Below are 25,065 nucleotides of genomic sequence, written 5' to 3'. Positions count from 1 at the left end.
GCCGCTGCGCACCGCGGTCTCCGGGCGCCGCGTCTCGCCGCCGCTGTTCGAGTCGATGGAGATCCTCGGCAAGCAGGAGTCGATCGCCCGCCTCGACCGCCTGGGCGCTCACCTCGGCGCCTCCCGGCAGGCCTGACCGTGGCGGAGACGGTCGGCGGACGCTACGACGTCGTCGTGATCGGCGGGGGCCCCGCCGGGCTCTCGACCGCGCTCAACCTCGTCCGGGCGCGCCGCAGCGTGCTGCTGCTCGACAGCAACCGCCCGCGGAACGCCGCGACCCTGCACTCGCACGGGTTCCTCACCCGCGACGGCATCTCGCCGCTCGAGCTGCGCCGCCTCGGCCGCGAGGAGTTCGAGCGCTACGAGGCCGCCGAGGTGCACACCGCCCTGGTGACCTCGGTCGAGCGCTCCGGCGGCGAGTTCGTCGTCGGCGCCCGGGGCGTGCGCGGCAGCGCGGACCGCTCCGTCGTCGCCACCGCCGTCGTGGTCGCCGCGGGACTGCTCGAGACGCCGCCCGCGCTCCCGAGCCTGCGCGCCTACTACGGCACCGCCGTGCACAGCTGCATGGAGTGCGACGGCTACGAGAAGGCGGGGGAGGCGCTCGCCCTGATCGGCGAGACCGACGACCTCGCGGAGCGGGCCATGCTCCTCTCGCAGTGGTCGACCGACCTGATCGTCTTCACCAACGGCGTCGGGACGGTGAGCGACGCCGACGAGTCGCTGCTCGCCTCCATCGGCATCCGGGTCGACCGGCGCCCGGTCGCCGACCTCGCCGGGGAGCGCGCCGAGATGACCGGCGTCCGCCTCGTCGACGGCGACGTCGTCCCGCGCACCGGGGCGTTCGTCCGCCCCGTCTGGACGCCCGCGCTGGACTACCTGGACGCGGCCGGCCCCGACCGCGACGCCGACGGCTTCCTCCGCGTCGACGCCGGCGGCCGCACGTCCGTCCCCGGCCTCTACGCCGCCGGCGAGGTCACCCCTCCCGGCCCGCAGCAGCTGATCGTCGCCGCCGGATCGGGCGCCCAGGTCGCCTCCGCGATCAACCGCGACCTCGTCCGCGCCCGCCTCGGCGAGGCCGCCCCGGAGTCCGAGGGCAGCGTCGTCCGCGGCTCGATTTGAGCGGGATGCCCGCGTAGGGTACTGTCGTCTCTCGGCGCTCGGGTCTCGATCCGGTCGCCGCCTGGTCCCGGGATCACCTCCGGATGACCATTGGGGTATGGTGTAATTGGCAACACGGCTGATTCTGGTTCAGTTGTTCTTGGTTCGAGTCCAGGTACCCCAGCACTGATCTCCTCCGCGGCACTCCGCGCGACGCCCTCGTTCGTGGCATCCTCCTCCGGGCCCGCCCCCGCGTGAACCGCTCTCGGCGGCGTCCGCAGTATCCCCCCTCCGGCCGACGCGGCCGTCCGAGGCGCTGTGACACGATGGAACCTGTACGTCTCTCAGGTACCCGCGTCGCGCGGGTCGGACGAAAGGTCGCCCGCCCATGGAACCGGATCTCCTCTGGATCGTCCTCGCCGGAGTCGCCGTCGGCGCACTCCTGCTGATCGCCCTCATCGGCTTCTTCCTCTTCCGCGCCTGGTACCAGGTGCCGCAGGCCGACGAGGCGATCGTGATCGTCGGGAAGAAGCAGAAGGGCGAGGACGGCCTCACCTCGAACATGACCGTCATCACCGGCGGCGGCGCGTTCGTGAACAAGCTGACCCAGCGGTCCGACCGCATCTCGCTGCGCTCCCGCCAGATCAAGATGGAGCCGGTCGCGCAGACCAAGAACGGCGTGACCATCCACCTCGCGGGCGTCGCCCTGGTCAAGATCGGGTCCACGGCCGACCAGGTCCGCGCCGCCGCCGAGCGCTTCGCGTCGCAGGACCAGTCGATCGACGTCTTCACGACCGAGCAGCTCGAGGGCGCCCTCCGCGGCGTCGTCGCGAAGCTCAGCGTCGAGGAGGTCATGCAGGACCGGCAGAAGCTGGGAGACGAGATCGCCGAGGGCATCAAGGGCGACCTGCTCGCCCAGGGCCTCGTCCTCGACTCCTTCGCCATCCAGGGCGTCACCGACCGCAACGGCTACATCGAGGCGCTCGGAGCGCAGGAGATCGAGCGCGTCCGCCGCGAGGCCGACGTCGCGCGGATCAACGCGGCCCGCGAGGTCAAGGCTCGCCAGCTGGCCACGGACGAGGCGAACCTGATCGAGCAGACCGCCTACGACAAGAACACCGCCGCCGCGAAGTCCGAGGTCGGCCGCGCCAACGCCGAGGCCGAGCAGGCCGAGAACCTGGCCCGCGCCGAGCGCGAGCAGGCCGTCCTCGTGCAGCGCGCCGAGAACCGGCAGGCCGAGCTCGACGCCGACGTCAAGCGCGTCGCGGACGCCGAGAAGTACCGCCGTCAGACCGAGGCCGACGCCGACGCCTACGGACGCGAGAAGAAGGCCGAGACGGACCGCCAGGTCGCGCAGCAGGTCTCGGACGCCGAGGCGTACGCCGTCCAGCGCCAGGCGGAGGCGCGCCAGGCGTCCGCCGCCGCCGAGGCCGCCGCCGTGAGCGCCCGCGCCGAGGCCGAGGCCCACGCACTGCGGGCCAAGGCGGGCGCAGAGGCCGAGGCGCTGCGCGCGAACGCGACCGCCGAGGCGGAGGCCATCCGCGCGAAGGGCGAGGCGAGCGCGGCGGCCATCGCGGCCGAGGCGGAGGCGCTCCGCGAGAACCAGGAGGCGATCCTGGGTCGCGAGCTCATCGGGCAGCTGCCCTCGCTCATGGCCGAGTTCGCGAAGGGCTACCAGAACGTCGGCTCGGTGACGCTGATCGGCGGCGACACCGCCGGCACCCACATCGCGCGCGAGCAGGCGGCGGGTCTCGCCGCGACGTTCGACAGCGTCAGGTCGGCGACCGGCGTCGACCTCGGCGCGATCCTCCAGGGCCAGGCCTTCGGCCGGGGGATGGCGACCGGCGGCACCGTCGTTCCGACCGGCGCGTCGGTGGCGACGGGATCGGGTGACGCCCCGCGTCCGTCCGGCACCGGCGACCCGACCGCCGTCGCCTCCACGAGCTGACCGCAGCCGGCGTCTGACGATGCTCGCCGGACTGCAGGGCTGGCACCTGCTCATCATCCTCGTCGTCGTCTCGCCCGTGCTCCTGCTGGCGGTGGGGCTCCCGGTCGCACTCGTGCAGGGGCGAGCCCGCCGAGAAGCGGACCTCGTCACCGACCCGCGGGTGAACACGCTGGCGATCACCGCCTTCGTGCTCTCCTTCGTCGTCGGGCTCGCCGGAGTCGTCTGCGGCCACCTCGCCTGCGCGCAGATCCGCCGCACGGGCGAGGCCGGCTGGGGTCTCGCCGTCTTCGCGCTGGTCCTCGGCTACTGGGCCACCGCCGTCGCTGTCCTCGCCGGCGGCACTCTGCTGGTGTCCGCCTTCATGCCGTTCTGAGGCGCCGCCTCGGTCGCTCGAGGCGACGTCCGGCGCGCCGGGCGGAGTCCGCGCTCAGGCCAGCGGCTTGCGCATCTGCAGGGACGTCGTCTCGTAGCCGAGCGACTCGTACAGAGCCCGCGCGGCGGTGTTGAAGCCGAACACGTTCAGCGCGAGGGCGGAGCCGCCCTGGGAGCGGACGTGCGACTCCGCGAGCAGCATCGCCGCCCGGCCGAGGCCGCGGCCGCGCTCGGCGGCGTCGATCTGCACGTCCCAGACGTACCCGACGCCCTCGAGCCCGCTCGGGTGCGGGCCGAGCCAGAGCGACCCGACCGCGCGGCCGTCCTCGGCGACGAGGAGCACGTCGTGCCCGGCAGCGGGGGAGCCGCCCGGGAAGTACTTCTCGTACGAGGTGTCGGCGTTGCGCGTCGCGGCCGCCTCGTCGTCGCCCGCGCGCATCCGGTCCTCGATGTACGCCGAGCGCTGCACCCGCATCCAGATGGCGAGAGCGGCGGCGGGCATCGGCTCGAGCGTGACGGTCATCCCCTCACGATCCCACTCCTCGCCCGCCTCCCGCGATCGATCCGTCGCGAACGGCCCGCACGGGATCCGCGGACGGGCCGCTCGCGACGGATCGCCGCCGGCCCGGATCAGTCCGGGGTCCGCTCCGCGTGCTTCCGCTTCCCCAGGCGGGTGGCGAGGAACAGCAGCGTCCCCACGACCACGTAGCCCGCTGTCGCCAGCCAGACCACGCCCGTCTGCTGCGTCAGCAGCACCACGCTCGCGATGGTCGCGAGCACCGGCACCACCCGCGGCACGGAGTAGTGGGCGTGGTCGACGCGGTCCTTCTTCAGCACCAGCACCGACACGTTCGCCGCGATGAACACCAGCAGGAGCAGCAGCACCGTCGTCTCGGCGAGCGTGCCGACGTCGCCGATCAGGCTGAGCAGCATCGTCACTCCGCCGACGACCACGATCGACACCCACGGCGTGCGGCGGCCCGGCAGCACCTTCCCGAAAGCGCTCGGCAGCAGCCCGGAGGTGGCGAGCCCGAAGCCGACCCGCGACGCCATCACCATGAACAGCAGAGCGCCGTTCGCGATGGCGACCAGCGCGATCAGGCCGAACAGCCACGGCGGCACCGCCACTCCGCTCGCCGCGACCACGTCCAGCAGGGGGCCGCTGGAGGCCGCGAGCTCGTCGTTCGGCAGCACGATCACGGCGCCGAGCGCGATCAGGAGATAGACCACGGCGGCGGTGATCAGCGCACCGAAGAGGGCCCGCGGGTAGACCTTCGAGGGGTTCCGCACCTCCTCGGCCATGTTCGCCGCGGCCTCGAATCCGAGGAACGAGAAGAAGGCGACGATCGAGGCGGCGAACGCCCCCTGCAGCGGAGCGACGTCGGGGTTGAACTCGAGCACGCGGGAGGCGTCGCCGTCGCCGGAGCCGAAGAAGACCGCGGCGCAGACGATGACGATGACCAGTCCGCTCACCTCGATCACCGAGGCGACCAGGTTCGCCGTCAGCGACTCCTTCACACCGCGCAGGTTCACCAGGGTGAGGATCGCGATGAAGACGATCGCGGTCGGGATCGGCGGCACGTCCAGCAGAGCCCCGAGGTAGTCGCCCGCGAACGCGTTCGCCAGGGAGGCGGCCGTCGTGATGCCGGAGGCCATCATCAGGAAGCCGATCAGGAACGAGAGGTACGGCTTCCCGAACGCGCGGTCCACGTAGCGCGCCGCCCCTCCGGCGTGCGGGTACTTGGTGATCAGCTCGGCGTACGTGCCCGCCGTGAGCAGGGCGACGACCAGCGCGATCAGCAGCGGCAGCCAGATCACGCCGCCCACGTCCTCGGCCATCGTGCCGACCAGGGTGTAGATGCCGGCGCCGAGCGTGTCGCCCACGATGAAGGCGAACAGCAGCGGCCCGGTGATCACCCGCTTGAGCGACGCCTTCCCGGGAGCGGTCTCGGCGGTGTCCGTCGTGTCGGTCATCCGGACACTCCACCGAAGCGAGGGGTTCGAGCGCAAGCCTCGCCGCCCGATCGCTGCGAGATTTCTCATCATCGCGACCCGTGTGGCAGGGGCCCGGGCGGCGAGGACTCCCACAGCGCGCGGATCCCGGGACTCGGGCGATCGGCCGCATCAGAGGGAGCGGACCCGGTGCGCACAGGGTGAACAGGGGGCGACCGCGCGTGCCGCCGCGCGCCCGCACTGGGTAGGCTGGAGCGCTTCGTCGTGAGTGGAGCGGTCGCGGAGGAATCATGGGCAAGAAGCGCAACCAGGGACGATCCGGAGGCGGTCAGAGCGGGTCCGGCGGTCAGGGCGGCGGCCGCACGGCCGAGACCGCGCTGATGGTGCGGTTCCGCAGCTGGTACCGCTCGCACCTCGCCGAGGTGGGCATGCAGCACGAGCACCTCGAGGCCGACGAGGCCGTCGAGGTGCTGACCGACCTCTTCGCGATGACCCGCGACCTGCGCCCGCGCGGCTCCTTCGCCCAGCCCGACGCCGAGCTACTCGAGGCCGTCTTCGACCAGATCGAGGCAGACCTGTCGGGGGAGGAGAGCGAGGCCGACCTCGACGACACCCTCTTCACCGTCGCCGAGGTCGTCGAGCACTTCCTCGACTTCCTCACCGACGAGGACCTCTGGACCGGCACCGACGAGGAGCTGGACGAGTGCCAGGCCGTCCTCGACGAGGTCCTCGACCTCGCCGGCTCCTTCGTGGAGGCCGTGCTCGACGACCTCGCCGAGCTCGACGAGGTCCCGGCCGAGGAGCAGCTCTCCGCCGTGCGCGCCACCGCTCTCGTGCACGCCGCCGACGTTGTGGTCGAGCACCTCGCCGCCGACGACGGCGCGACCCTCACCGAGCGCGCCGCCCGCGAGATCGCGGTCGAGGCGGGCATCTCCTCCGCGGGATCCACCCCGAGCGACGACTCCGTCCGCATCCCGGTCTCGGCCTGGTGGGACGCGCTGGTCGGCTCGGCCGTGCTCGAGCAGGAGGGATCCGCCGCAGGTCTCGGCGAGGCCGCCGTGCTCTGGCGTAGCTCCGACGCGCACGAGGCCGCCGCCGAGCGCATCGCCTACGTCGCCCGCTTCCTCGAGCAGTGGATCCTCAGCGCCCAGACCGCGCTGGCGGCCGCCGACACCGAGGACGGCGCCTTCTCCCCGGAGGAGCGCGCGGTCACCACCACCGACGCCGTGCTGGTCCGCATCGCGGTCGCCTGCCAGGCCGAGATCCACCCGGGCCTGGTCGTCGGTGAGCTGGTCGACGAGCTGGCCGCCGACTCCGGAGTCTCGCTCGACGAGGCCCTCGACGAGCGCGAGCGCATGGTCGGCACGGCCGAGCGGATGCTCGACGACACCGCCGAGCTCGGGCTGCTGCTGCACTCGCCCGAGTTCGGCTACGCGGTGCCGGAGGGCCTCGCGCCCGTCCTCGCCTCCGTCGTCCGCGCGACGGTCGTCCTCCTCGGCGAGCGCGAGGCCACCCGCCTCGAGATCCTCGACGAGGCGACCCAGGACACGGCGACGGCCTACGCGCTCCACGTCGCCCTGCTCGGGACCAAGCCCGTCGTCTGGCGGCGCCTCGAGCTCTCCTCCGAGTCGTCGCTGCGCGATCTGCACCTCGCGCTCCAGCTCTCGCTGGGCTGGACCGACGCGCAGCCGCACTACTTCAGCGTCGGCGTGCCCGACGAGGAGCAGGCTCCGATCGGCTCGCCGTCCGACGCGGAGGAGTTCGGCGCCGACCTCGTGGACGAGGCGGGCGTCGCGCTCGCCGAGGTGCTCGAGCAGGAGCAGGACGAGCTCTTCTACGTCTACGACCTCGAGGACGAGTGGCGCCACGTCATCCGTCTGGAGTCGATCGCGCCGCTGTCGTCGGCTCTGCCGCGCTGCACGGGCGCGCGCGGCGCGGCTCCGCTCGACGTGCCGGGAGGCCCCGCGGCCTGGGCCGACACGGTGCGGGCGGCGACGGACCCGTCCTCGGCCGACCACGCGGAGGCGCTCGAGGCTCTCGGCCTCGCCGCCGGAGCCTCGTTCGATCCGGCCGCGGTCGACGTCGACGGCATCAACCGCTCGCTCGGTCTCCTGCGCTCCGCGGTCTGACGCCCCGCCGGAGGGCGTCATCGGAGGAGGCCCCCGCTCCCGCTCACCGCGGGAGGCGGGGGCCTCCTCCGGTGTGGGGCGTCACGGGGTGAGCAGCAGCTTGCCGATGTGGCCGGAGGAGCGCATCACGTCGTGCGCCCGCTCGGCCTCGGCGAGCGGGACCACCTCGTCCACCACCGGGCGCACCGTCCCGGCGGCGACCAGCGGCCAGACCTCTGCGCGCACCCGCGCGACGATCGCGCGCCGCTCCTCGAGGGGCCGGGCGCGGAGGGTCGTGGCGTGCACCGCCCCGCGCTTGCGCATCAGCACCCCGAGGTCGAGCGAGCCCAGCGCACCGGACTGGTTGCCGATGAACACCACGCGCCCGCCCACGGCCAGCGCCTCCAGGTCTCGGGCCAGGTAGTGGCCGCCGACCGGGTCGAGGATCACGTCGACGCCGCGCCCGCCGGTCGCCTCGCGGATCCGCTCGACGAAGTCCTCCTCGCGGTAGTCGATCAGGACGTCGGCCCCGAGCGCGCGGCACGCCTCGAGCTTGCGGGCGCTGCCGGCCGTGACGGCGACGCGGGCGCCGAGGGCGGCGGCGATCTGGATGCCCGTGGTCCCGATCCCGCTCCCGCCGCCGTGGAGGAGGACGGTGTCGCCGGATCCGAGCCCGGCCACCATCACGAGGTTCGACCAGACGGTGGACGTCGTCTCCGGGAGGGCGGCGGCCGAGACGAGGCCGACGCCGTCCGGCACCGGCAGCACCAGGCCCGCGTCGACCGCGACGTACTCCGCGTAGCCGCCGCCGGAGAGCAGCGCGCAGACCTCGTCGCCCTCCGCGAACCCGGTCGCGTCCTCGCCGAGCGCGACGACCGTGCCGGACACCTCCATCCCGAGGATCTCGGAGGCGCCGGGCGGCGGCGGGTAGACCCCGCCGCGCTGGCCGAGGTCGGCGCGGTTGACGCCGGCGGCCGCCACGCGGACGAGGACCTCGCCGGGTCCGGGGGAGGGCGTCGGCACCTCCTCCAGCACGAGTCGGGAGTCGGGGCCGGGGTTCTCGATGCGGATCGCCTGCATGAGGGGGATGCTACGCCGCGGGCCTCGGCGCTCGCGGTGCTCCCGTCCGGCGCGGGGCCGGCTCAGCGCTGCTCCGCCAGGAACGCCAGCACCGCGTCCTTGAAGCCCCGCGCGGGCACGGTGCTGGTGTGGTCGCGGCCGGGGACGCTCACGAACCGCGCCCCCGCCTCCGCCGCCAGCAGCTCACCGCCGGGAGCGATCGGATCCGCGCCGCCGGTCACGAGCAGCGTCGGCAGGCCGGGGTGCCGCCCGTGCTCCGGGTGCGCCCCGCCGCGGACGCCGTCGGCCACCGCCACCAGTGCCGCGAGGTCGTTGCCCTGCACGCCCTCCGCCATGCCGATGAAGGCGCGGGTGAAGCCGTCGTCGATCTCGCCGCCGGAGGCGACGCGGGCCCGGGCCGCCTCCGCGTCGAAGGAGCGGAGGGGCTCGCCCACCGTCAGCCCGCCGAGGCTCAGCGATGCGAGCCGCTCCGGGTGCTCGAGCCCCAGCACCCAGCTCATCCGGGCGCCGAGGGAGTACCCGAGCACGTGGGGCGCGTCGAGGTCGTAGGAGTCGAGCACCCGCACCAGGTCGGCCACCATGGCGTCCACGCTGTAGGAGTCGGAGTGGTGCGGCTTCTCGCTCGCGCCGTGCCCGCGCTGGTCGAGCGCCACGACGCGGTACCCGGCCCGGTGCAGCGTCCGCAGCCAGCCCGACGTCTCCCAGTTGAGCACGGCGTGGGAGGCGAAGCCGTGCACGGCGAGGACGGTCGGGGCGCTCTCCTCGCCGACGGAGTAGGTGGCCAGCCGCACTCCGTCGTCGGCCACGACGTACACGGGCGGAGGGAAGGCGATCACTCCACCACCCTGCCCGCCGCCGCGGGGTCGAGGGGGCACCGCGCCGCGGACACGCCGGGCGGAGTCCCAGGAGCGGAGAGCCGCCGTGCCCGGTGTCCCCGAACGGTCAGCGCGGCGGACGGGTGGAGCGGGCGAAGGGCACGGCGATCCAGAGGCGCACGGTGCGTCCCCGGCCGGACCGGATCCCGAGGACGACGCACAGCACGAGGTTGAGCACGGCCAGCGCGAGGATCGCCGAGATCGTCGCGAGCGGCCAGTCGGCGCCGAGCGAGTCGCGCACCGACACCAGCGCGAGGTGCAGCGGGACCAGCATCAGCTGGAGCGCGAGGTAGGTGAGCTGCCAGTTGACGGCGACCAGGCCGTTCCGGTCGCTGAGGGTGCCGATCCGCCGCCGCGACCCCCACACCATCACGGTCGCCGTGAGGGAGATCACGGGGGAGATCACCACGAAGCCGGCGAGCGCCGAGAGCCCGGCGAACCAGACGGCCCGGGCGCCCTTGCGGTCCCGGGTGCGGTGCCGCAGCTCGTCGTCGTCCATCGTCGCCGCCTCCTCGCGCCGGGACCAGTCTCGCACCCGCCCCCGCCTCGAGGCGGGGGATCGCCCCCGAGTTCCGGGGGTTCCCCGGATGGGGCGGGTCCGGGCTCGTCCGTAGCGTGGAGGCATCGCCGGAGCACACCGGCAGCACCGCCGGCCCGCCCGGCGGGACCGCATCCCGCCGGGCGACCGGCACCCGAGAAGGAGCACACCGTGACCACCGACGACCGCACCGCCCGCCTCTCCACCCCCGCCGACGAGCAGCCGACCGTGGACCTGGGCGCGACCGCCGTCCTCACCGAGGAGCGGCCGTCCGCCGGGGAGCGCCCCGCCGCCGAGGAGCCCGCCTCCTCGCAGCAGGCCCGCGCCCCCTACGGCACCCCCGCCGTCCCGCCCGCGGCGCTCGCCCCGGCGCCCTCGACCCCGTTCTCGCTCACCAGCCTGATCCTCGGCGTCACCTCCGTCTTCTTCGGACTGACCGTGATCGCTCCGGCCGCGGGCCTCGTCTTCGGCATCCTGGGCCTGCGGAGGGAGCCGACCGGCCGCACGCTCTCGATCTGGGGCATCGTGCTCAACTCCGTCATGCTCGGCCTCGTCCTGCTCTTCGCGATCGCCGTGCTCGTCGTGGTCGTGCTCGTTCCGCTCGCGGCCCTCGCGTCGGGCAGCGACTACCGCTGATCCGCCGCTTCCCGCGTCCCGCGCCTCCTGTCCGCTCCGGCGGCGGGAGGCGCGGTCGTTCCGCGCCCGTCGGCCGGACGCTCCGCGCCCGCGTCCGCCGCCGCCCCGTGCCCCGGCGATAGGCTGGCCGCGCAGTTCGCGAGCCCCCTGCACCCTCCGGGGCCGCACGACGACAGCAACGGAGCTGGACGTGACCCTCGCACCGAGCACCCTCCCCGACCGCGACCCGGAAGGCAGAGCCCTGGACGACACCGAGACCCCCGCCACGCGCACCGAGAGCGACTCCCTCGGCTCGATGGAGATCCCCGCCGAGGCCTACTGGGGCATCCACACGGCGCGGGCCCTCGACAACTTCCCGATCTCGAAGCGCCCCATCTCGATCTACCCCGATCTCGTCCGGTCCCTCGCGACGGTCAAGCTCGCGGCCGCCCGGGCCAACACCGAGCTCGGCACCCTCGCCCCCGCCAAGGCCGAGCTGATCGAGGCCGCGTGCCGCCGCATCATCGACGGCGAGTTCCACGACCAGTTCGTGGTCGGGGTGATCCAGGGCGGCGCCGGCACCTCGACGAACATGAACGCGAACGAGGTCGTCGCCAACGTCGCACTCGAGATCGGCGGCTTCGAGCGGGGCGACTACGCGCACCTGCACCCCCTCGACGACGTCAACCGCAGCCAGTCCACCAACGACGTCTACCCGACCGCGATCAAGATCGCGATGACCTGGTCGCTGCGCCGCCTGCTCGACGAGCTGGCGCTGCTGCGCGAGTCGTTCTCCCGCAAGGCGGTCGAGTTCGGCAGCGTCCTGAAGGTCGGCCGCACGCAGCTGCAGGACGCGGTGCCGATGACGCTCGGCCAGGAGTTCCACGGCTTCGCGACGACCCTCGGCGAGGACCACGCCCGCCTCTCCGAGACCATCTGGCTGCTCGCCGAGGTCAACATCGGAGCCACCGCGATCGGCACAGGCATCACCGCCGATCCGCGCTACGGCGCGGCTGCTGTCCGCCACCTCAACGAGATCACCGATCTCGACCTCGAGATGGCGCAGGACCTCGTCGAGGCGACGAGCGACACCGGCGTCTTCATGTCGTTCTCGAGCGCGCTCAAGCGCTCCGCGATCAAGCTGTCCAAGATCTGCAACGACCTGAGACTCCTCTCCTCGGGCCCTCAGGCCGGCTTCGGCGAGATCAACCTGCCTCCGCGCCAGGCGGGATCCAGCATCATGCCCGGCAAGGTGAACCCGGTCATCCCCGAGGTGGTCAACCAGGTCGCCTACTCGGTGGCCGGGGCCGACGTCACGGTCACGATGGCGGCCGAGGCGGGTCAGCTCCAGCTCAACGCCTTCGAGCCGGTGATCGCGCACTCGCTGCTGCAGAGCATCACCTGGATGACGCAGGCCTGCAGGACGCTCCGCGAGAACTGCATCGACGGCATCACCGCGAACGTCGACCGGCTCGAGGCCATGGTCGCCTCCTCGGTCGGGGTCGTGACGGCGCTCACGCCGAGCATCGGGTACACCGCGTCCGCCGCCCTCGCGAAGGCCGCCCTCGCGACCGGCCGCAACATCGCCGACCTGGTGGTCGAGGCGGGGCTGATGTCGCGCGAAGAGGTCATGAGGCTCATCTCGCCGGCCCGACTCTCGGGCATCGAGGCGATGACCGCGGCGCTCCCGATCATCGACCCCGCGCCGGAGGCGTGACCGCGGCCGCGAGGCGCGCCCCGGCGTAGCTGCGCCAGGGCGCCCAGCGGCGCCCGGCCTCGGCCAGCCCGCGCTCGCCGGCGGGCAGGCCGCGCGCCGCCGCGCCCCGCCGGAGCACGGGATCCCCGGTGAGCAGGACGTCGGGATCTCCGGTCGCCCGCTGTGCCACCTCGGCCGCCGTGGCCGCGTCGATCCCGGGGACCGCCAGCAGCTGCTCGGCGAGCTCCTCCCGGTCGGCGTCGAGCCGCAGGGCTCCCTCGGCGAGCAGCGTGCAGGTCCGCACCAGCACGTCGGCGGATCCGCGGAGCACGTCGGCGGTGTGCTCGGCGATCACCGCGGGGGAGGGGAAGGCGCGTGCGATCGATCCGCTCGCCACGGACTCCGGGAGCGTCGCGCCGAGCGCCGCGACCAGCCGTGCGGCCTCCCGCCGGCCGAGCAGCGCGCGCACCAGCGTCTCGGCCGGGTCGATGGAGCCGGGCACGCGGACACCGGGGCGGGCGGCGACGCTCGGAGCAAGTGCGGGATCGGCCGCGAGGGCCTCGTCCACGGCGCGGGCGTCCGCGTCCAGGTCGAGCAGCCGCCTCACCCGGGCGACCAGCGGCCCGACGTCGGCGACGGAGACGAGCGTCGCGCTGCAGCGGACGCTCTCCCCGTCCGCCGCCAGCCGGATCAGCGCCGCGCCCCCGGGCAGGACGAGCGAGCGCGCGTAGCCGCCGGGGGACGCCTCCTCGATGCCCGGGAGCGCGGTGCCGTCGAGCACATCGAGCACCCCGGGATCGAACGGAGCCCGCACTGCCAGCCGGAGCTCCAGCGTGGTCGCGCCGTCGTGGACGCTCGCCTCGGAGCGCGTGCCGCGGGCCGAGGCGCGCAGGGCCGTCGGGGTCCGCTCGTACACCTCCGCCAGGGTCGCGTTGAACTGCCGGATGCTCGTGAAGCCGGCGGCGAAGGCGACGTCGGACACGGGCAGGTCGGTGCTCGTGAGCAGGAGCCGGGCGGTCTGGGCGCGCTGGGCGCGAGCGAGCGCCAGCGGAGGCGCGCCCAGCTCCTCGCGCAGGATGCGGCCGAGGTGGCGCGCGCCGTAGCCGAGCCGTGCGGCCAGCCCCTCGACCCCCTCGCGGTCGACCACTCCGTCGGCGATCAAACGCATGGCGCGCGCCGCCGTGTCGTCGCGCAGGTTCCACTCGGGGGAGCCGGGGACGGCGTCCGGCAGGCAGCGCTTGCAGGCGCGGAGCCCCGCCTCGTGCGCGGCGGCGGCCGTCGGGTAGAAGCGCACGTTCGCGCGCCGCGGCGTGATGGCGGGGCAGCTCGGACGGCAGTAGATGCCGGTGGAGTGCACGCCGGTCAGGAACCGCCCGTCGAACCGGGAGTCGCGGGAGGCGACGGCGCGGTAGCGCTCCTCGAAGAGCGGATCGGAGTCGGGCACGCCTCGAGCCTCGCACGCGGCGACGTCGAGCAGGAGCGGGAATCGGACACGGGCGTCCGCACCCCGGCCCTCCTCCACGCGCCCGGCGCGTGTCAACCGCCGACAGCGCACCCCGCCCGTGCCCTACTGTCGCCCCCATGAGCGCCTATCCGCCGCCCGCACCGCCCGCCACCGCCCGCCCCTCCGTCGTGCCGACCGTGCTCGGCTCGATCGGCGTGGCGCTCCTCGGGATCCTGCTGCTGCTCGTGCTCGCCTACGTGGTTCTCGGACTCGGCGTCAGCGCCGCGGGGATCTGCGCGGTCATCGCCCTCGTCCCGCTGACCGTGGTCCTGCTGGGCGTCCGCTGGGTCGACCGGTGGGAGCCGGAGCCAGCGCTGGGCCTGTGGTTCGCGTTCCTCTGGGGCGCGGCCGGGTCCGTCGCGATCGCGCTCCTGGTCGACCTCGGCGTGCAGATCGCCGTCTACGCGTCCGGGCAGCAGCCGAGCGGATCCGACTTCGTCGGCGCCGTGATCCAGGCGCCGCTGGTCGAGGAGACGGCCAAGGGGATCGGCGTCCTCCTCGTCCTGCTGATCTGGCGCCGGACCTTCGACGGGCCCGTCGACGGCATCGTCTACGCGGCCGTCGTCGCCTCCGGGTTCGCCTTCGTCGAGAACATCCTCTACTTCGGCAGCGCGCTGGTGGAGGGCGGTCTCGGCTCGCTCGCCGTGACCTTCTTCCTCCGCGGGGTGCTCTCGCCCTTCGCGCACGTGCTCTTCACCGCCTGCACGGGCGCGGCCCTCGGCTTCGCCTCGAACCGGCCCGCCGTCGCGCGGCTGCCCATCGCCCTGCTCGGGCTGGCGCTCGCCGCGTTCCTGCACGCGCTCTGGAACGGCTCGTCGTTCCTGGTGTCCGACTGGTTCGGCTTCTACGGCGTGGTCCAGGTGCCGCTGTTCGCGGTCGCCGTGGTCGTGGTGGTGCTGCTGCGCCGGCAGGAGCGGCGCGTGACGCTCCAGCGGCTCGACGACTACGCCGTCGCCGGCTGGCTCTCGCCGGCCGAGGTGCGGATGATCGGCACCGCGGAGGGGCGCCGCACCGCCGCTCGCTGGGCCCGGAGCGCGGGAGGGGACCGGCCGCGGGCGATGCGGGACTTCCTCCGCTCGGCGACGCGGCTCGCGCACCACCGGCAGCACCTCCTGCTCGGCCGCGGCGGACGCACCGGAGCGGTCGACGAGCAGGTCCTGCTCGACGAGCTCGTCGCCCGCCGGGCGGTGCTCACCCGCTGAGCCGGGGCCGCCCCCGCTCAGCCCCGGCGCGCTAGGCGGAGGCGCTGCGCACGCGGCGCTCGCCGGCCGTCACGGGCACGCCGAGCCGGTTCTGCGCGGGCGGCAGCGGGCAGTTGAAGTGGGGCGAGAAGCCGCACGGCGGGATGTACGCCCGGTTGAAGTCCAGGAGCACCGGACCGGGGGTGCCCGCGTCGGCCGCGCCGCCGATCCGCTGCACGACGAGGAAGCGGCCGACGGGGTAGCTCGCGAGCTCCGGGTCGTCGCTGCGGTTGGTCGGATCGCCGAACGGGACGAGGAGCGTGCCGCCGTCGTCGAACGCCGCGACCGTGTACTCGCGGGCGCGCCCGTCGTCCACGAGCGAGAAGGTGATGTCGCCGGGCACGACGAGCTCGCGGGTGGCGCCGTTGTCGCGCAGGTGCTCGAACGGGACCGTGCGGTCCTCGGCGACCGGCTCGAACCACGCCTCGAGCACCCAGGCGGCGTCGAACGGGAAGGTCTCGATGGCGTCGAAGGACCGGATGCCGTCGGAGGCCGCGTCCCAGACGCGGTAGCCGTACTCGGGCTCGCCGGTGTCGAGGTTCTCGCGGCGCATCCGCGTCAGGGTCGCCGAGGGGCCGTAGCCGGCCAGCGCCTGCTCGTCGTCGACGCTCTCGCCGGGCTCGAGCCAGCGCGTCTCGACGAGGGCGAGATCGCCCCGGGGTCCGGTGACGCGCTCGACGCGTCGGGCGAGCCACGACTCCCAGCCGGCGCGTGCCGACTCCGTGAGGTCGATCGAGGCGCGGGAGGGGGCGGTGACGCTGCTGCTCGGAGTGGCCATGGGGCGTGCAACGCGGGGCCGTCCGGTTCTCTTCCCGGTCGATGACCGGACGGAGGACGGGCACCCGCGAGAAAGAGCTCGACGCCCTGCGGCAGCGGCAGGGCCGGCTGCTCGGACGGGGCGTCGAGCTCTTCGTGAGAGAGAGGATGCTCCTCCGCGGCGCCGAGCGCAAGAGGCATCCGGATCCCGCTGTCGGCACGGCCCGCTTCGGATCGCTCGGTAGACTGGACCGCCTGTTTTCCCGCGGCTCCCGGAGCGCATCCCGCGCCTCCCGGCCCGCGGCGGCGGACCCTCGGAAGGCGGACGATGACGGACGGCAGCACTGTGCAGGCCACCGAGCTCTCTCGGGAGCGCGACTACGTGGCGGCGCTCTACGCCCGCCTCGACGAGCTGATCGCCCAGGCCCGCGAGGCTCTGGGCACCGTCCGCATCGAGAGCGTCGGCGGCAACCACCAGAGCCGCTCCGAGCGCGACGCGTACGCGCGGCTCTACGAGGACCGCATCCGCTCGCTCACCGGCGCCGACGACCGGCTCGCCTTCGGCCGGCTGACGCTCGCGGACGCCGACGCCGAGCACCGCTACATCGGCCGGATCGGCCTGCGCGACGAGGAGCAGGACACGCTGCTGCTCGACTGGCGCGCCCCGCAGTCGGCCGCGTTCTACCAGGCCACCGCCGCCCGGCCGATGGGGACGCGCGCCCGGCGCCACCTCACCACTCGGGGCCGCGAGGTCCTCCGCTTCGAGGACGAGGTCTTCGACGAGGAGCTGCTGCGCGAGGGCACCGTGCTGCAGGGCGAGGGCGCGCTCATGGCGGCCCTCGGTGCGCAGCGCACCGGCCGGATGCACGACATCGTCGCGACCATCCAGAGCGAGCAGGACCGCATCATCCGGTCCGAGCTGCGCGGCGTGCTCGTCGTGCAGGGCGGGCCGGGCACCGGCAAGACCGCGGTCGCCCTGCACCGGGCCGCCTACCTCCTCTACTCCTACCGCGACCGCATCGCCTCCTCCGGCGTGCTCGTGGTCGGCCCCTCACGCTCCTTCCTCCGCTACATCGAGGCGGTGCTGCCCTCGCTCGGCGAGACGGGTGTCGTCCTCTCGACGCTCGGCCAGCTCTACCCGGGCCTCGACCTCGTCGAGGAGGACGTGCCCGCGGTCGCCCGCGTGAAGGGCTCGGCGCGGATGGCGGAGCTGCTCAAGCGCGCGGTCCGCTCCCGCCAGACCGTCCCGGCCGAGACCCAGGTGCTCGACGTCAACGGCGAGAAGCTCCGTCTGGAGCCGCAGGACGTGGAGCGCGCGATCACCCGCGCGCGCGACACCCGCAAGCCGCACAACGAGGCGCGCGTCTCCTTCGTCAAGACGCTGCTCTCGCAGCTCACCCGCCAGCTCGCCGATCAGCTGCGGAGCCACGGCAGCACGGTCGACGAGGCCGACGAGGCGGTGCTGCGCGAGGACGTGCGGACCGCCCACGACGTCCGCGTCGCTCTCAACACCGCGTGGATCCCGCTGACCCCCGAGAAGCTGCTGCAGGACCTCTACGCCCGTCCGAACTGGTTCGCGACCCTCACGCCGCGCTGGACCGCCGCGCAGCGCTCCCTCCTCCGCCGAGACCGCGACGCTCCGTTCACGGTCTCCGACGTACCGCTGCTCGACGAGGCCGCGGAGCTGCTCGGCGCCTACGACGACCACGCCGACGCCTCGAAGAAGGCCGAGAAGGAGCAGCGCAAGCGCGACGTCGAGAACGCGGAGGCCGCCATCCGCAACATGGGCGTCGACGGCCTCGTCAACGCCAAGGACCTCGCGGCCGGCTTCGCCGAGCGCTCGGTGCTCGGGACCACCGCCGAGCGGGCCGCGGCCGACCGCACCTGGACCTACGGGCACGTCGTGGTCGACGAGGCGCAGGAGCTCTCGCCGATGCAGTGGCGGGTGCTGCTGCGCCGCTGCCCGATGCGCTCGTTCACGATCGTGGGCGACGTCGCGCAGGCGTCCGGCGCCTCCGCCGCCTCGAGCTGGGACGCCGCGCTCCGCGACACCTTCGGCCGCCAGGGCCGGGGAGTGGAGGCGGCGCCGTGGCGCCTGGAGGAGCTGACGGTCAACTACCGCACGCCCGCGCAGATCGTCGCCTTCGCCGAGCGGACGGCGCGCGAGAACGGGCTGGAGATCACGCCGGGGGAGGCCGTGCGCTCCACCGAGTGGCCGGTGCGGACGATCCGCGATCGCGGCGACGCGAGCCTCTCGGAGCGCGTGCTGGCGGCCGTCGTCGAGGACCGGGCGATCGAGGCGGAGGGGACGCTCGCGGTCATCGCGCCCGACGACGACCTCGCCGCGATCGCCGAGCGCCTCGAGGAGCGGTTCGGCCGGGAGGTGGGCCGCGGAGCGACCGGGCTCGACCGCGCGATCGCCGTGCTGTCGACGAACGACGCCAAGGGGCTCGAGTTCGACTCCGTGATCATCGCCCGCCCTCGCCTCATCGCGCAGACCGGCGAGCGCGGCGCCGCATCGCTCTACGTCGCGATGACCCGGCCGACGCAGCGCCTCACGCTCGTGGAGTGAGTGCTCGCAGCCCGCTCCCAGACTCCGCTCCCGAGCGCCGTAGGATCGAGGCATGAGCAGCGAGAACCTGACCAAGCCCGAGGTCGACGCCCCTGAGGGCCCGGCCCCCGACACCCTCGTCGTCGAGGACATCGTCGTCGGCGACGGCGCCGAGGCGCAGCCCGGCTCGACCGTCGAGGTCCACTACCTCGGCGTCGAGTACGACAGCGGCGAGGAGTTCGACTCCTCCTGGAGCCGCGACCAGTCGATCAACTTCCCCCTCAACAACCTCATCCGCGCCTGGCAGCAGGGCATCCCGGGGATGAAGGTCGGCGGCCGCCGCAAGCTGATCTGCCCGCCCGCGCTGGCGTACGGCCCGGCCGGCGGAGGGCACCCGCTCTCCGGCAAGACCCTGATCTTCGTGATCGACCTGCTCGGCACCAAGTAGCTCCGAGCACACGACGAAGGCGCAGCTCCTAGCGGGGCTGCGCCTTCTTCACGCGGTCGACCAGCTCGCGCCAGGCTCCGTCGAGCTCGGTCTCGCCGAGGCGGACGTGGTGCGTCTGCACGCGGATCTCGTAGACGAAGCGGTCGGCCCGGCCGGGGGACTCGCCGTCGGCGGCGTCCCAGGGGAGCGAGCCGAGCAGGTCGCGCCAGGCGCGCTCGTCGGGCTGCTGCTCGACGTCGACCCGCCACACCCGGCGGAGGCCGGCGACTCCGCCGCTGCGCGACACGATGACGTCCATGCGCGCGATGCTACCCGCCTCCGTCCTCGAGCGGACCGGCTCAGGCGGACAGCGTCACGCCGACCGTCGTCCAGCCGGTGCGCACGGCGGCCTCGACCTTGGAGCCGGATCCGTAGCGCTCGGCGGCGGCCCGCACGGTGAGCGCCGCGAACGCCTCGAAGTCGGCCGTCGCGGTGAGGACGCCCCCGGTCAGCACGTCGTACCAGACCTGCCCAGCGCGCTCCCACGCCTTCCCGCCGAGGGTCGTCGCCGCCACGGCGAACGCGCGGTTGGGGATCCCCGAGTTGATGTGCACTCCGCCGTTGTCGTCGTCGGTCTCGACGTAGTCGGCCATCGAGCCCGGCTGCGGGTCGGAGCCGAGGACGTCGTCGTCGTAGGCGGTGCCGGGGGCGATCATCGACCGCAGGGCCGTGCCCTGCACCTCGTCGGTGAAGAGCCCCTCGCCGATCAGCCAGCTCGCCTCGTCGGCGCTCTGGCCGGCGCCGTACTGCTCCAGCAGGGCTCCGAACACGTCCGAGACCGACTCGTTGAGCGCTCCGGACTGGCCGCGGTAGACGAGGTTCGCCGTGTACTCGGTGATGCCGTGGGCGAGCTCGTGGCCGATCACGCTCTGCGAGACGGTGAAGCGGCGGAACACCTGGCCGTCCCCGTCGCCGAAGACCATCCGCGAGCCGTCCCAGAAGGCGTTGTCGTAGTCGTCGCCGAAGTGCACGGTCGCGTCGAGCGGCAGCCAGGCGTCGTCGATCGAGTCGCGGCCGTACGCACCCTGCAGGAAGGCCGACATCGCGCCGAGGCCGTCGTACGCCTCGTCGACGGCCGCATCCCCCGTGGCCGCCTCGCCCTCGCGGCGGACGACCGTGCCGGGCAGCGTCTCCTCGGTCCGCGCGTCCGCGATGGTGCGCTGGAGGGACTGCACGCGGGTGCGCGGCGAGGACGTCGCGGCGGCGGTCGGCGCCCCGCGGTCGGGCGCGGGCTCTCCGGGCCGGACGCGCCGGAACGGCACGTCCTGCTCGAGCGAGCGGCTCGCGGCCCGCGCGGCCCGGGCGAAGGCCGGATCGTCGAGGCGGGCGATGCGGACGAGGAGGTACGGCGGCACGACGGTTCGTCTCATGCCCCGATCCTGGCACCGACGTCCGACACGGTCCCGGGCTCGCCCGGCGGGCCCGCATGCGGTAGCGCCGAGCGGTAGCGTGAGCGCGACGAGCGGTTTCCAGCGATCCGGGGCCAGGCCCCGAGGACGACGAGGGCGGACATGGGCATCATCACGCGGGGCTTCTTCGGCAAGAGGGAGGCGGACCCGGACCTCCCGCCGGGCCAGCACCTCGAGAACGGCTTCCCCGTCCTCTCGATCGGGCCCACCCCGAACATCCACGAGTGGGCCTTCTCCATCGACGGCGGACCCGCGGGCGTGCGCCGCTGGAACCGGGAGGAGTTCGACGCGCTCCCGCACGAGGACGTGCACACCGACATCCACTGCGTGACCCGGTGGTCGAAGCTCGGCACCAGCTGGCGCGGCGTCTCGGTCGACACTCTGCTGGAGGGCCTGGAGACGGACGCCGGCTTCGTCATGGCGCAGAGCTTCGGCGGCTACACGACGAACCTCCCGCTCGCCGAGATCCGAGGCGGGAGGGCCTGGGTCGTCACCGAGTTCGAGGGGAAGCCCCTCGCGGCCGAGCACGGCGGCCCCGCCCGGCTCCTGGTGCCGCACCTCTACTTCTGGAAGAGCGCGAAGTGGGTGCGGACGCTCCGCCTGATGCCCGGCGACGAGCCCGGCTTCTGGGAGCAGAACGGCTACCACATGCACGGGGACCCCTGGAAAGAGGAGCGCTACTGGTGATGTGGACGGAGGCGGTGGCCGAGTCGGTCGCGCCGCTCACGCCCACGTCGCGCCTCCTGGTGCTCCGCGTGCCCGGGTGGCCGGGCCACCTGGCGGGGCAGCACCTCGACGTGCGCCTCACCGCGCCCGACGGCTACCAGGCGAGCCGCTCCTACTCGATAGGCGCCCCGGCCGACGGGGAGCGGGTCGAGCTCGCGGTCGAGCGGCTGGACGACGGGGAGGTCTCCCCGTACCTGGTCGACGGCCTCGAAGCGGGCGACCGGCTCGAGATCCGCGGTCCGATCGGCGGCTGGTTCGTCTGGCGTCCGGAGCAGGCGGAGCCGGTGCAGCTGATCGCGGGCGGGAGCGGCGTGGTGCCGCTGATGGCGATGGCGCGCGAGCACGCCCGGTCCGGGAGCGCGGCGCGGATGCAGCTGCTCTACTCGGTCCGCTCGCCCGTCTTCGCCTACTACCGCGAGGAGCTGGCGGCGCTCGCCGAGCGGCCGGCCGCGACGGGCGGAGTCGCGGTGGACCACGTCTTCACCCGGGTGGCGCCGGCGGGAGCGGCGCGTCCGGCCGGCCGCGTCACTCCGGAGCTGCTCGCCGAGGCGGCTCTGCCGGCCTCGCTCGAGCCGACCGTCTACGTGTGCGGCCCGACCTCGTTCGTCGAGGCCGTCGCCACCGCCCTGGTCGAGCAGGGCCACGCGCCCGAGCGCGTGCGCACCGAGCGCTTCGGCGGCGCCTGACGCCATTCCCCGCGAGGCGCCGCGCCCCGGCGGCGCCCCGCGGGGAGGGATCACTCGAAGGAGACGGTGCGGTTCTCGCCGATGTCGGGCTGTCCGCCGGTGACGGCGGCCTTGAGGACCTTGAACAGCACGACCGGACGCGGCTCGTCGGTCGCCCACAGCTCGACGGTCTCGGCCTCGACGCGGATCAGCGCGACGGTCGGGTCGTCCTTGCCGTCGGGGAACCAGCCGGCGACGGCCGGGGACCACAGCTCGTCCACCTTCGCCGGGTCGTGCACGACGGTCGCCGAGCCGGCCACCGACAGGTAGCCCTTCTTCGACTCGAACGCGACGTTGACGCTCGGGTTCGCGCGGATGTCGTCGACCTTGGGCGACGGGTCCTGCGTGAAGAACCACAGTTCGCCGTCGAAGTCGATGTCCTGGGCCTTGAGCGGACGGCTGACGAGCTGCCCGGTGGCGTTGACGGTGGTGAGGAGCCCGATCCCGGCGCTCTTCACCATCTCGGTGATCTGCTCGCGGTCGTCGGAGTCGGCGGGAGTGATGTCGGTGTCGGTCATGGTGCCGACGCTACGCGGACCGTGCGCCGCCGCAAGGGGTGGCGACGCCTCCCCGCGCGTGTCTAGCGTCGAGGCATGGACACCGAATCGACGTACACCGCCATCCTCGACAGCGGAGCGGAGCAGGAGAGCATCCGCCTCGAGATGATCGACGGCTCCCCGCAGCGCTCCTTCACCCGCCTGGCCGACATCGACGGCGAGGAGGTCGAGGTGGTCTGGGAGCTGGAGCCCGACGACGACGGCTTCCACGTCTACCGCCCGGTGCGGGTCGAGGGCCGCGACGACGACAGCGGACTGGTCTCGGACGACCGGCTGACCGACGGCGGCGGCGCCGACGCGGCCTCCGGCGACTGATCCCCGGCGCGCCCGTCCGCCGGCCTGAGCCGAGCGGGCGGGCGCGCTGTCCCATCCGGCTCGAGGGAGACGCCCCTCCGCTCAGGCCGTCGGGTGCAGGGCGTCGTACCCACGGAACCCCGGTCGGAGTCGCAGCACCGCGGCGAGGATCGCGATGATCGCGAGCCCGCCCGCGAGCGGCGGCAGCCAGAGCAGCGCGAGCGAGGCGAGCAGTCCCGTGTAGAGGTCGCCGACCCGCGGGCCGCCCGTCACCACGACGATGAACACGCCCTGGAGCCGACCCCGCATGTTGTCGGGGACCGCGGTCTGCAGCATCGTCTGCCGGAAGATCGAGCTGACGTTGTCGGAGGCGCCCGCGCCGGCCAGGGCGACCGCCGCCAGCGCGATGAGCACCGCGTTCGGCGCCGACGCGTCGTGCTGCACGAATGCGGCACCGAGCAGGACCGCGCCGAACGCGACCACGAACGCTCCGTACACCTGGATCGAGCGGCCGATCGCGAGGCCCTGCCGGCGGACCCCGGTGAGCCGGCCGGAGAAGACGCCGCTGATCAGCGCCCCGATCGCGAACGCGGCCGTGAGGGCGCCCACCGTCACCGCGCCTCCGCCGAGCAGCACGGCGGCGGCGGCCGGGAAGACCACGCGCGGCTGTCCGAAGGTCATGGCCACGATGTCGACCAGGAAGGACATCCGGATGTTCGGGGCGCCCTTCAGGAAGCCCAGGCCGTAGCGGAGGGACTCCAGCCCCGGCCGCTGCCGCTCGCCCTCGGGCACGAGCGCCGGCAGCCCCGCGATGCCGAGGAACGCGGCGAGGAACAGCACGACGTCGATCGTGTACGTGATCGCGAAGCCGGAGGAGGCGACCAGCACGCCGGCGAGGGCGGGCCCCACGGTCACCTCGACTCCGCTCGCGATGCCGCCCAGCGCGGCGGCGGCGGGGACCAGCTCGGTGCGGAGCAGCCGCGGAGCCAGCGTCATCCGGGTGGTCACGATCACCGTCGTCGCCACCGCGTTCACGGCGGTGAGCACGTAGAGGGAGAGCGGGGTCTCGGCGCCGAGCCAGGCGAGGGCCGCGATCCCCGCGGTCGAGCCCCAGGCCACGACCGCGGCGAGCAGGAGCACCAGGCGGCGGTCGAACGCGTCGGCGAGCATCCCGCCGTAGAGGCCGGCGATCACGGTCGGGACCAGCGCCACCACGCCGACCAGCGCGACCGCGAGGGTCGATCCGGTGAGCTCGTAGATGTGCAGGCCGACCGCGACGATCGTCATCTGGCCGCCGATGCCCGAGATCACGTTGCCGGCCCAGAGCCGGGCGAAGGCCGGGGACTCGCGGAGGGGGGAGACGTCGAGGACGTGGCTGCGCCGGGGGGCGCGGGGGGTCTGGCTCACTCGCTCCATTCTGCTGACTCCGCCGCCCCGGCGGGCCGCGTCGCGCCGATCCGGGGGCTCAGGGGTCATCCCCTAGGGTGAGAGGCATGAGCACGTCATCCGACGGCGCGCCCGGGCGTCAGGGTCCTCCTGCCCCGCGAGCAGCCGGAGCCGCCCCCTCGCGACGCTCGATCCGCACCGCCGCCGAGGCGGGCGCGCGTCGCGCGGCGGCCGCCACGGGCGGTCGGCGCAGCTCCACGGGCGGCGTCCGCGCCGGAGCCGCTCGGACCGGTGCCACGGCCTCGGGAGCTCGCCGGTTCCTCCGCCGCTACGGAGCCGGGATCGTCTCGGTCCTCCTGGCCGTCCTCGCGGTCCCGCTGTCGTTCTTCGTCTGGTACGCCCTGATCTCGCTCGGCGCCTACCCGGGCGACCAGGCCGTCAGCGACCTGCTGGTCGGCGTGCTCTACACCGCGCTCGTGCACGCGGTCCTGCTCGCCGGGATCCTGCTCGCCGTCTCCACCCTCCGCGCCCGGCGTCGCGAGAAGCGCCCGCCGATCGCCGGCTGGATCGGCGTGGTCCTCAACGTCCTCGTGCTCGTCTACTGGCAGCTGCTGGTCTCGCCGTGGCTCGTCGTGCTCTGGAACCGGGCCACCGGCTCCTGATACCGCCCTCCCTCTGGTAGAGTCGTCCGGTTGCCGTTCGACGGCCGCGGATCAAGAGAGCCCACGCATCAGGCGCCGGGCACCGCGCAACGAGAGAGAGGGGATCCCATATATGGCACTCGAAGCAGATGTCAAGAAGGCGATCATCGAAGAGTACGCGACCCACCCCGGTGACACCGGATCCCCCGAGGTGCAGGTGGCCGTCCTGACCAAGCGGATCAAGGACCTCACCGAGCACCTCAAGGAGCACAAGCACGACCACCACTCGCGTCGTGGTCTGCTGCTGCTCGTGGGTCAGCGTCGTCGACTCCTCGGCTACCTGTCGGATGTGGACATCAACCGCTACCGCTCGCTGATCGAGCGTCTCGGTCTGCGCCGCTAGCTCCTCCCGGAGCAGGGCGCGGTCTCGATGACACCGCGAACTTCTTGCCGAACGGGCCGTTCTCCTCGCGGAGGGCGGCCCGTTCGCGTTCCCGGGCGGACG

General features: G+C 73.7%; 26 protein-coding genes and 1 tRNA gene. 16 read left to right on the top strand and 11 right to left on the bottom strand.

What is annotated here, in order from left to right; genetic code table 11:
- The 5 genes from C5C74_RS17250 to C5C74_RS02850 all read left to right on the top strand — a co-directional run.
- Positions 1-136: hypothetical protein (locus C5C74_RS17250; protein ID WP_181134636.1), on the top strand; the 136-nt coding region annotated here is incomplete at its 5' end.
- A 2-nt stretch (positions 137-138) separates the two neighbouring features.
- Positions 139-1,119 (top strand): NAD(P)/FAD-dependent oxidoreductase, encoded by a 981-nt coding sequence (locus C5C74_RS02865; protein ID WP_181134635.1) that lies wholly within the window; start codon positions 139-141, stop codon positions 1,117-1,119.
- Positions 1,120-1,210: 91 nt separating this feature from the next.
- Positions 1,211-1,282 (top strand) — tRNA-Gln (locus C5C74_RS02860).
- Between the two features lie 204 nt (positions 1,283-1,486).
- Positions 1,487-3,046: an SPFH domain-containing protein gene (locus C5C74_RS02855; RefSeq protein WP_104226268.1), complete on the top strand. Its 1,560-nt coding sequence runs from the start codon at positions 1,487-1,489 to the stop codon at positions 3,044-3,046.
- A gap of 19 nt (positions 3,047-3,065) precedes the next feature.
- Entirely contained in the window at positions 3,066-3,419 is a 354-nt protein-coding gene (locus C5C74_RS02850; protein WP_104268727.1) for a DUF4190 domain-containing protein, read from the top strand.
- Positions 3,420-3,473: 54 nt separating this feature from the next.
- On the opposite strand, the gene C5C74_RS02845 is transcribed toward C5C74_RS02850, so the two are convergent.
- Both C5C74_RS02845 and C5C74_RS02840 read right to left on the bottom strand, forming a co-directional pair.
- Positions 3,474-3,941 (bottom strand): N-acetyltransferase, encoded by a 468-nt coding sequence (locus C5C74_RS02845; RefSeq protein WP_104350940.1) that lies wholly within the window; start codon positions 3,939-3,941, stop codon positions 3,474-3,476.
- Positions 3,942-4,048: 107 nt separating this feature from the next.
- Positions 4,049-5,392, bottom strand: a complete 1,344-nt coding sequence (locus C5C74_RS02840) for an APC family permease (protein WP_104226270.1) — start codon at positions 5,390-5,392, stop codon at positions 4,049-4,051.
- 269 nt (positions 5,393-5,661) lie between these two features.
- Here C5C74_RS02840 and C5C74_RS02835 point away from each other — a divergent pair, with 269 nt between their 5' ends.
- On the top strand, positions 5,662-7,500 hold the full coding sequence (locus tag C5C74_RS02835; protein ID WP_104262696.1) for a plasmid pRiA4b ORF-3 family protein: 1,839 nt from the start codon (positions 5,662-5,664) through the stop codon (positions 7,498-7,500).
- A gap of 81 nt (positions 7,501-7,581) precedes the next feature.
- On the opposite strand, the gene C5C74_RS02830 is transcribed toward C5C74_RS02835, so the two are convergent.
- From C5C74_RS02830 to C5C74_RS02820, 3 genes are all read right to left on the bottom strand, one after another.
- Positions 7,582-8,559, bottom strand: coding sequence for an NAD(P)H-quinone oxidoreductase (locus C5C74_RS02830; protein WP_104350939.1), 978 nt, complete (start codon positions 8,557-8,559; stop codon positions 7,582-7,584).
- A 62-nt stretch (positions 8,560-8,621) separates the two neighbouring features.
- On the bottom strand, positions 8,622-9,395 hold the full coding sequence (locus tag C5C74_RS02825) for an alpha/beta fold hydrolase (protein ID WP_181027173.1): 774 nt from the start codon (positions 9,393-9,395) through the stop codon (positions 8,622-8,624).
- Positions 9,396-9,501: 106 nt separating this feature from the next.
- A complete protein-coding gene (locus tag C5C74_RS02820; protein WP_181068014.1) occupies positions 9,502-9,969 on the bottom strand; it encodes a DUF4870 domain-containing protein in 468 nt (155 codons plus the stop codon).
- 174 nt (positions 9,970-10,143) lie between these two features.
- On the opposite strand from C5C74_RS02820, the gene C5C74_RS02815 reads away from it, so the two are divergent.
- A complete protein-coding gene (locus C5C74_RS02815) occupies positions 10,144-10,608 on the top strand; it encodes a DUF4190 domain-containing protein (RefSeq protein WP_104250160.1) in 465 nt (154 codons plus the stop codon).
- A 241-nt stretch (positions 10,609-10,849) separates the two neighbouring features.
- Positions 10,850-12,304, top strand: coding sequence for an aspartate ammonia-lyase (locus tag C5C74_RS02810; protein WP_258064082.1), 1,455 nt, complete (start codon positions 10,850-10,852; stop codon positions 12,302-12,304).
- Here C5C74_RS02810 and C5C74_RS02805 read toward each other — a convergent pair.
- The gene (locus tag C5C74_RS02805) at positions 12,279-13,727 is read right to left on the bottom strand and encodes a DNA-3-methyladenine glycosylase 2 family protein (RefSeq protein WP_181134634.1); all 1,449 of its coding nucleotides are present in this window, start codon (positions 13,725-13,727) and stop codon (positions 12,279-12,281) included. The genes C5C74_RS02810 and C5C74_RS02805 overlap by 26 nt on opposite strands.
- Before the next feature lie 137 nt (positions 13,728-13,864).
- On the opposite strand from C5C74_RS02805, the gene C5C74_RS02800 reads away from it, so the two are divergent.
- Positions 13,865-14,989 carry a PrsW family intramembrane metalloprotease gene (locus tag C5C74_RS02800; protein WP_104233243.1) on the top strand — a complete coding sequence of 375 codons (1,125 nt, stop codon included), beginning with the start codon at positions 13,865-13,867 and terminating at the stop codon, positions 14,987-14,989.
- A 31-nt stretch (positions 14,990-15,020) separates the two neighbouring features.
- Here the strand turns inward: C5C74_RS02800 and C5C74_RS02795 are convergent, their stop codons facing one another.
- On the bottom strand, positions 15,021-15,806 hold the full coding sequence (locus C5C74_RS02795; RefSeq protein ID WP_104350936.1) for a DUF1684 domain-containing protein: 786 nt from the start codon (positions 15,804-15,806) through the stop codon (positions 15,021-15,023).
- Positions 15,807-16,112: 306 nt separating this feature from the next.
- Between C5C74_RS02795 and C5C74_RS02790 the strand changes: the two genes are divergently transcribed.
- Entirely contained in the window at positions 16,113-18,356 is a 2,244-nt protein-coding gene (locus C5C74_RS02790; RefSeq protein WP_104350935.1) for a UvrD-helicase domain-containing protein, read from the top strand.
- Positions 18,357-18,408: 52 nt separating this feature from the next.
- Positions 18,409-18,783 carry an FKBP-type peptidyl-prolyl cis-trans isomerase gene (locus C5C74_RS02785; protein WP_104267071.1) on the top strand — a complete coding sequence of 125 codons (375 nt, stop codon included), beginning with the start codon at positions 18,409-18,411 and terminating at the stop codon, positions 18,781-18,783.
- Between the two features lie 28 nt (positions 18,784-18,811).
- Here the strand turns inward: C5C74_RS02785 and C5C74_RS02780 are convergent, their stop codons facing one another.
- Both C5C74_RS02780 and C5C74_RS02775 read right to left on the bottom strand, forming a co-directional pair.
- Positions 18,812-19,081, bottom strand: coding sequence for a protealysin inhibitor emfourin (locus tag C5C74_RS02780; protein ID WP_104233246.1), 270 nt, complete (start codon positions 19,079-19,081; stop codon positions 18,812-18,814).
- Positions 19,082-19,121: 40 nt separating this feature from the next.
- On the bottom strand, positions 19,122-20,192 hold the full coding sequence (locus tag C5C74_RS02775) for a M4 family metallopeptidase (protein ID WP_104268737.1): 1,071 nt from the start codon (positions 20,190-20,192) through the stop codon (positions 19,122-19,124).
- Positions 20,193-20,333: 141 nt separating this feature from the next.
- On the opposite strand from C5C74_RS02775, the gene C5C74_RS02770 reads away from it, so the two are divergent.
- Both C5C74_RS02770 and C5C74_RS02765 read left to right on the top strand, forming a co-directional pair.
- Positions 20,334-20,918: a molybdopterin-dependent oxidoreductase gene (locus tag C5C74_RS02770; RefSeq protein WP_104224820.1), complete on the top strand. Its 585-nt coding sequence runs from the start codon at positions 20,334-20,336 to the stop codon at positions 20,916-20,918.
- Positions 20,918-21,643: a ferredoxin reductase gene (locus C5C74_RS02765; protein ID WP_104226284.1), complete on the top strand. Its 726-nt coding sequence runs from the start codon at positions 20,918-20,920 to the stop codon at positions 21,641-21,643. The genes C5C74_RS02770 and C5C74_RS02765 overlap by 1 nt, the downstream gene beginning before the upstream one ends.
- 50 nt (positions 21,644-21,693) lie before the next feature.
- On the opposite strand, the gene C5C74_RS02760 is transcribed toward C5C74_RS02765, so the two are convergent.
- A complete protein-coding gene (locus tag C5C74_RS02760; RefSeq protein ID WP_104224818.1) occupies positions 21,694-22,200 on the bottom strand; it encodes a pyridoxamine 5'-phosphate oxidase family protein in 507 nt (168 codons plus the stop codon).
- 75 nt (positions 22,201-22,275) lie between these two features.
- Here C5C74_RS02760 and C5C74_RS02755 point away from each other — a divergent pair, with 75 nt between their 5' ends.
- The gene (locus tag C5C74_RS02755; RefSeq protein WP_104224817.1) at positions 22,276-22,554 is read left to right on the top strand and encodes a hypothetical protein; all 279 of its coding nucleotides are present in this window, start codon (positions 22,276-22,278) and stop codon (positions 22,552-22,554) included.
- 81 nt (positions 22,555-22,635) lie between these two features.
- On the opposite strand, the gene C5C74_RS02750 is transcribed toward C5C74_RS02755, so the two are convergent.
- The gene (locus C5C74_RS02750; RefSeq protein ID WP_258064081.1) at positions 22,636-23,940 is read right to left on the bottom strand and encodes an MFS transporter; all 1,305 of its coding nucleotides are present in this window, start codon (positions 23,938-23,940) and stop codon (positions 22,636-22,638) included.
- A gap of 86 nt (positions 23,941-24,026) precedes the next feature.
- On the opposite strand from C5C74_RS02750, the gene C5C74_RS02745 reads away from it, so the two are divergent.
- On the top strand, positions 24,027-24,581 hold the full coding sequence (locus C5C74_RS02745) for a hypothetical protein (protein ID WP_104268739.1): 555 nt from the start codon (positions 24,027-24,029) through the stop codon (positions 24,579-24,581).
- Positions 24,582-24,693: 112 nt separating this feature from the next.
- Positions 24,694-24,963: a 30S ribosomal protein S15 gene (rpsO, locus tag C5C74_RS02740; RefSeq protein WP_068252328.1), complete on the top strand. Its 270-nt coding sequence runs from the start codon at positions 24,694-24,696 to the stop codon at positions 24,961-24,963.
- Positions 24,964-25,065: the final 102 nt, after the last annotated feature.

Source organism: Rathayibacter sp. AY1E8, from assembly GCF_002931415.1.
In the GTDB taxonomy this organism is placed as follows: Bacteria; Actinomycetota; Actinomycetes; order Actinomycetales; family Microbacteriaceae; genus Rathayibacter.
Note: the sequence above shows the minus strand (reverse complement) of the source record. Positions and strands in the feature narration are given on the sequence as shown.

Coding starts and splice junctions, on each gene's coding strand:
- C5C74_RS02855 (WP_104226268.1), top strand. CDS start 1,487: ATGGAACCGGATCTCCTCTGGATCGTCCTCGCCGGAGTCGCCGTCGGC.
- C5C74_RS02850 (WP_104268727.1), top strand. CDS start 3,066: ATGCTCGCCGGACTGCAGGGCTGGCACCTGCTCATCATCCTCGTCGTC.
- C5C74_RS02845 (WP_104350940.1), bottom strand. CDS start 3,941: ATGACCGTCACGCTCGAGCCGATGCCCGCCGCCGCTCTCGCCATCTGG.
- C5C74_RS02840 (WP_104226270.1), bottom strand. CDS start 5,392: ATGACCGACACGACGGACACCGCCGAGACCGCTCCCGGGAAGGCGTCG.
- C5C74_RS02835 (WP_104262696.1), top strand. CDS start 5,662: ATGGGCAAGAAGCGCAACCAGGGACGATCCGGAGGCGGTCAGAGCGGG.
- C5C74_RS02830 (WP_104350939.1), bottom strand. CDS start 8,559: ATGCAGGCGATCCGCATCGAGAACCCCGGCCCCGACTCCCGACTCGTG.
- C5C74_RS02800 (WP_104233243.1), top strand. CDS start 13,865: ATGAGCGCCTATCCGCCGCCCGCACCGCCCGCCACCGCCCGCCCCTCC.
- C5C74_RS02795 (WP_104350936.1), bottom strand. CDS start 15,806: ATGGCCACTCCGAGCAGCAGCGTCACCGCCCCCTCCCGCGCCTCGATC.
- C5C74_RS02790 (WP_104350935.1), top strand. CDS start 16,113: ATGACGGACGGCAGCACTGTGCAGGCCACCGAGCTCTCTCGGGAGCGC.
- C5C74_RS02785 (WP_104267071.1), top strand. CDS start 18,409: ATGAGCAGCGAGAACCTGACCAAGCCCGAGGTCGACGCCCCTGAGGGC.
- C5C74_RS02780 (WP_104233246.1), bottom strand. CDS start 19,081: ATGGACGTCATCGTGTCGCGCAGCGGCGGAGTCGCCGGCCTCCGCCGG.
- C5C74_RS02775 (WP_104268737.1), bottom strand. CDS start 20,192: ATGAGACGAACCGTCGTGCCGCCGTACCTCCTCGTCCGCATCGCCCGC.
- C5C74_RS02770 (WP_104224820.1), top strand. CDS start 20,334: ATGGGCATCATCACGCGGGGCTTCTTCGGCAAGAGGGAGGCGGACCCG.
- C5C74_RS02765 (WP_104226284.1), top strand. CDS start 20,918: ATGTGGACGGAGGCGGTGGCCGAGTCGGTCGCGCCGCTCACGCCCACG.
- C5C74_RS02760 (WP_104224818.1), bottom strand. CDS start 22,200: ATGACCGACACCGACATCACTCCCGCCGACTCCGACGACCGCGAGCAG.
- C5C74_RS02755 (WP_104224817.1), top strand. CDS start 22,276: ATGGACACCGAATCGACGTACACCGCCATCCTCGACAGCGGAGCGGAG.
- C5C74_RS02745 (WP_104268739.1), top strand. CDS start 24,027: ATGAGCACGTCATCCGACGGCGCGCCCGGGCGTCAGGGTCCTCCTGCC.
- rpsO (WP_068252328.1), top strand. CDS start 24,694: ATGGCACTCGAAGCAGATGTCAAGAAGGCGATCATCGAAGAGTACGCG.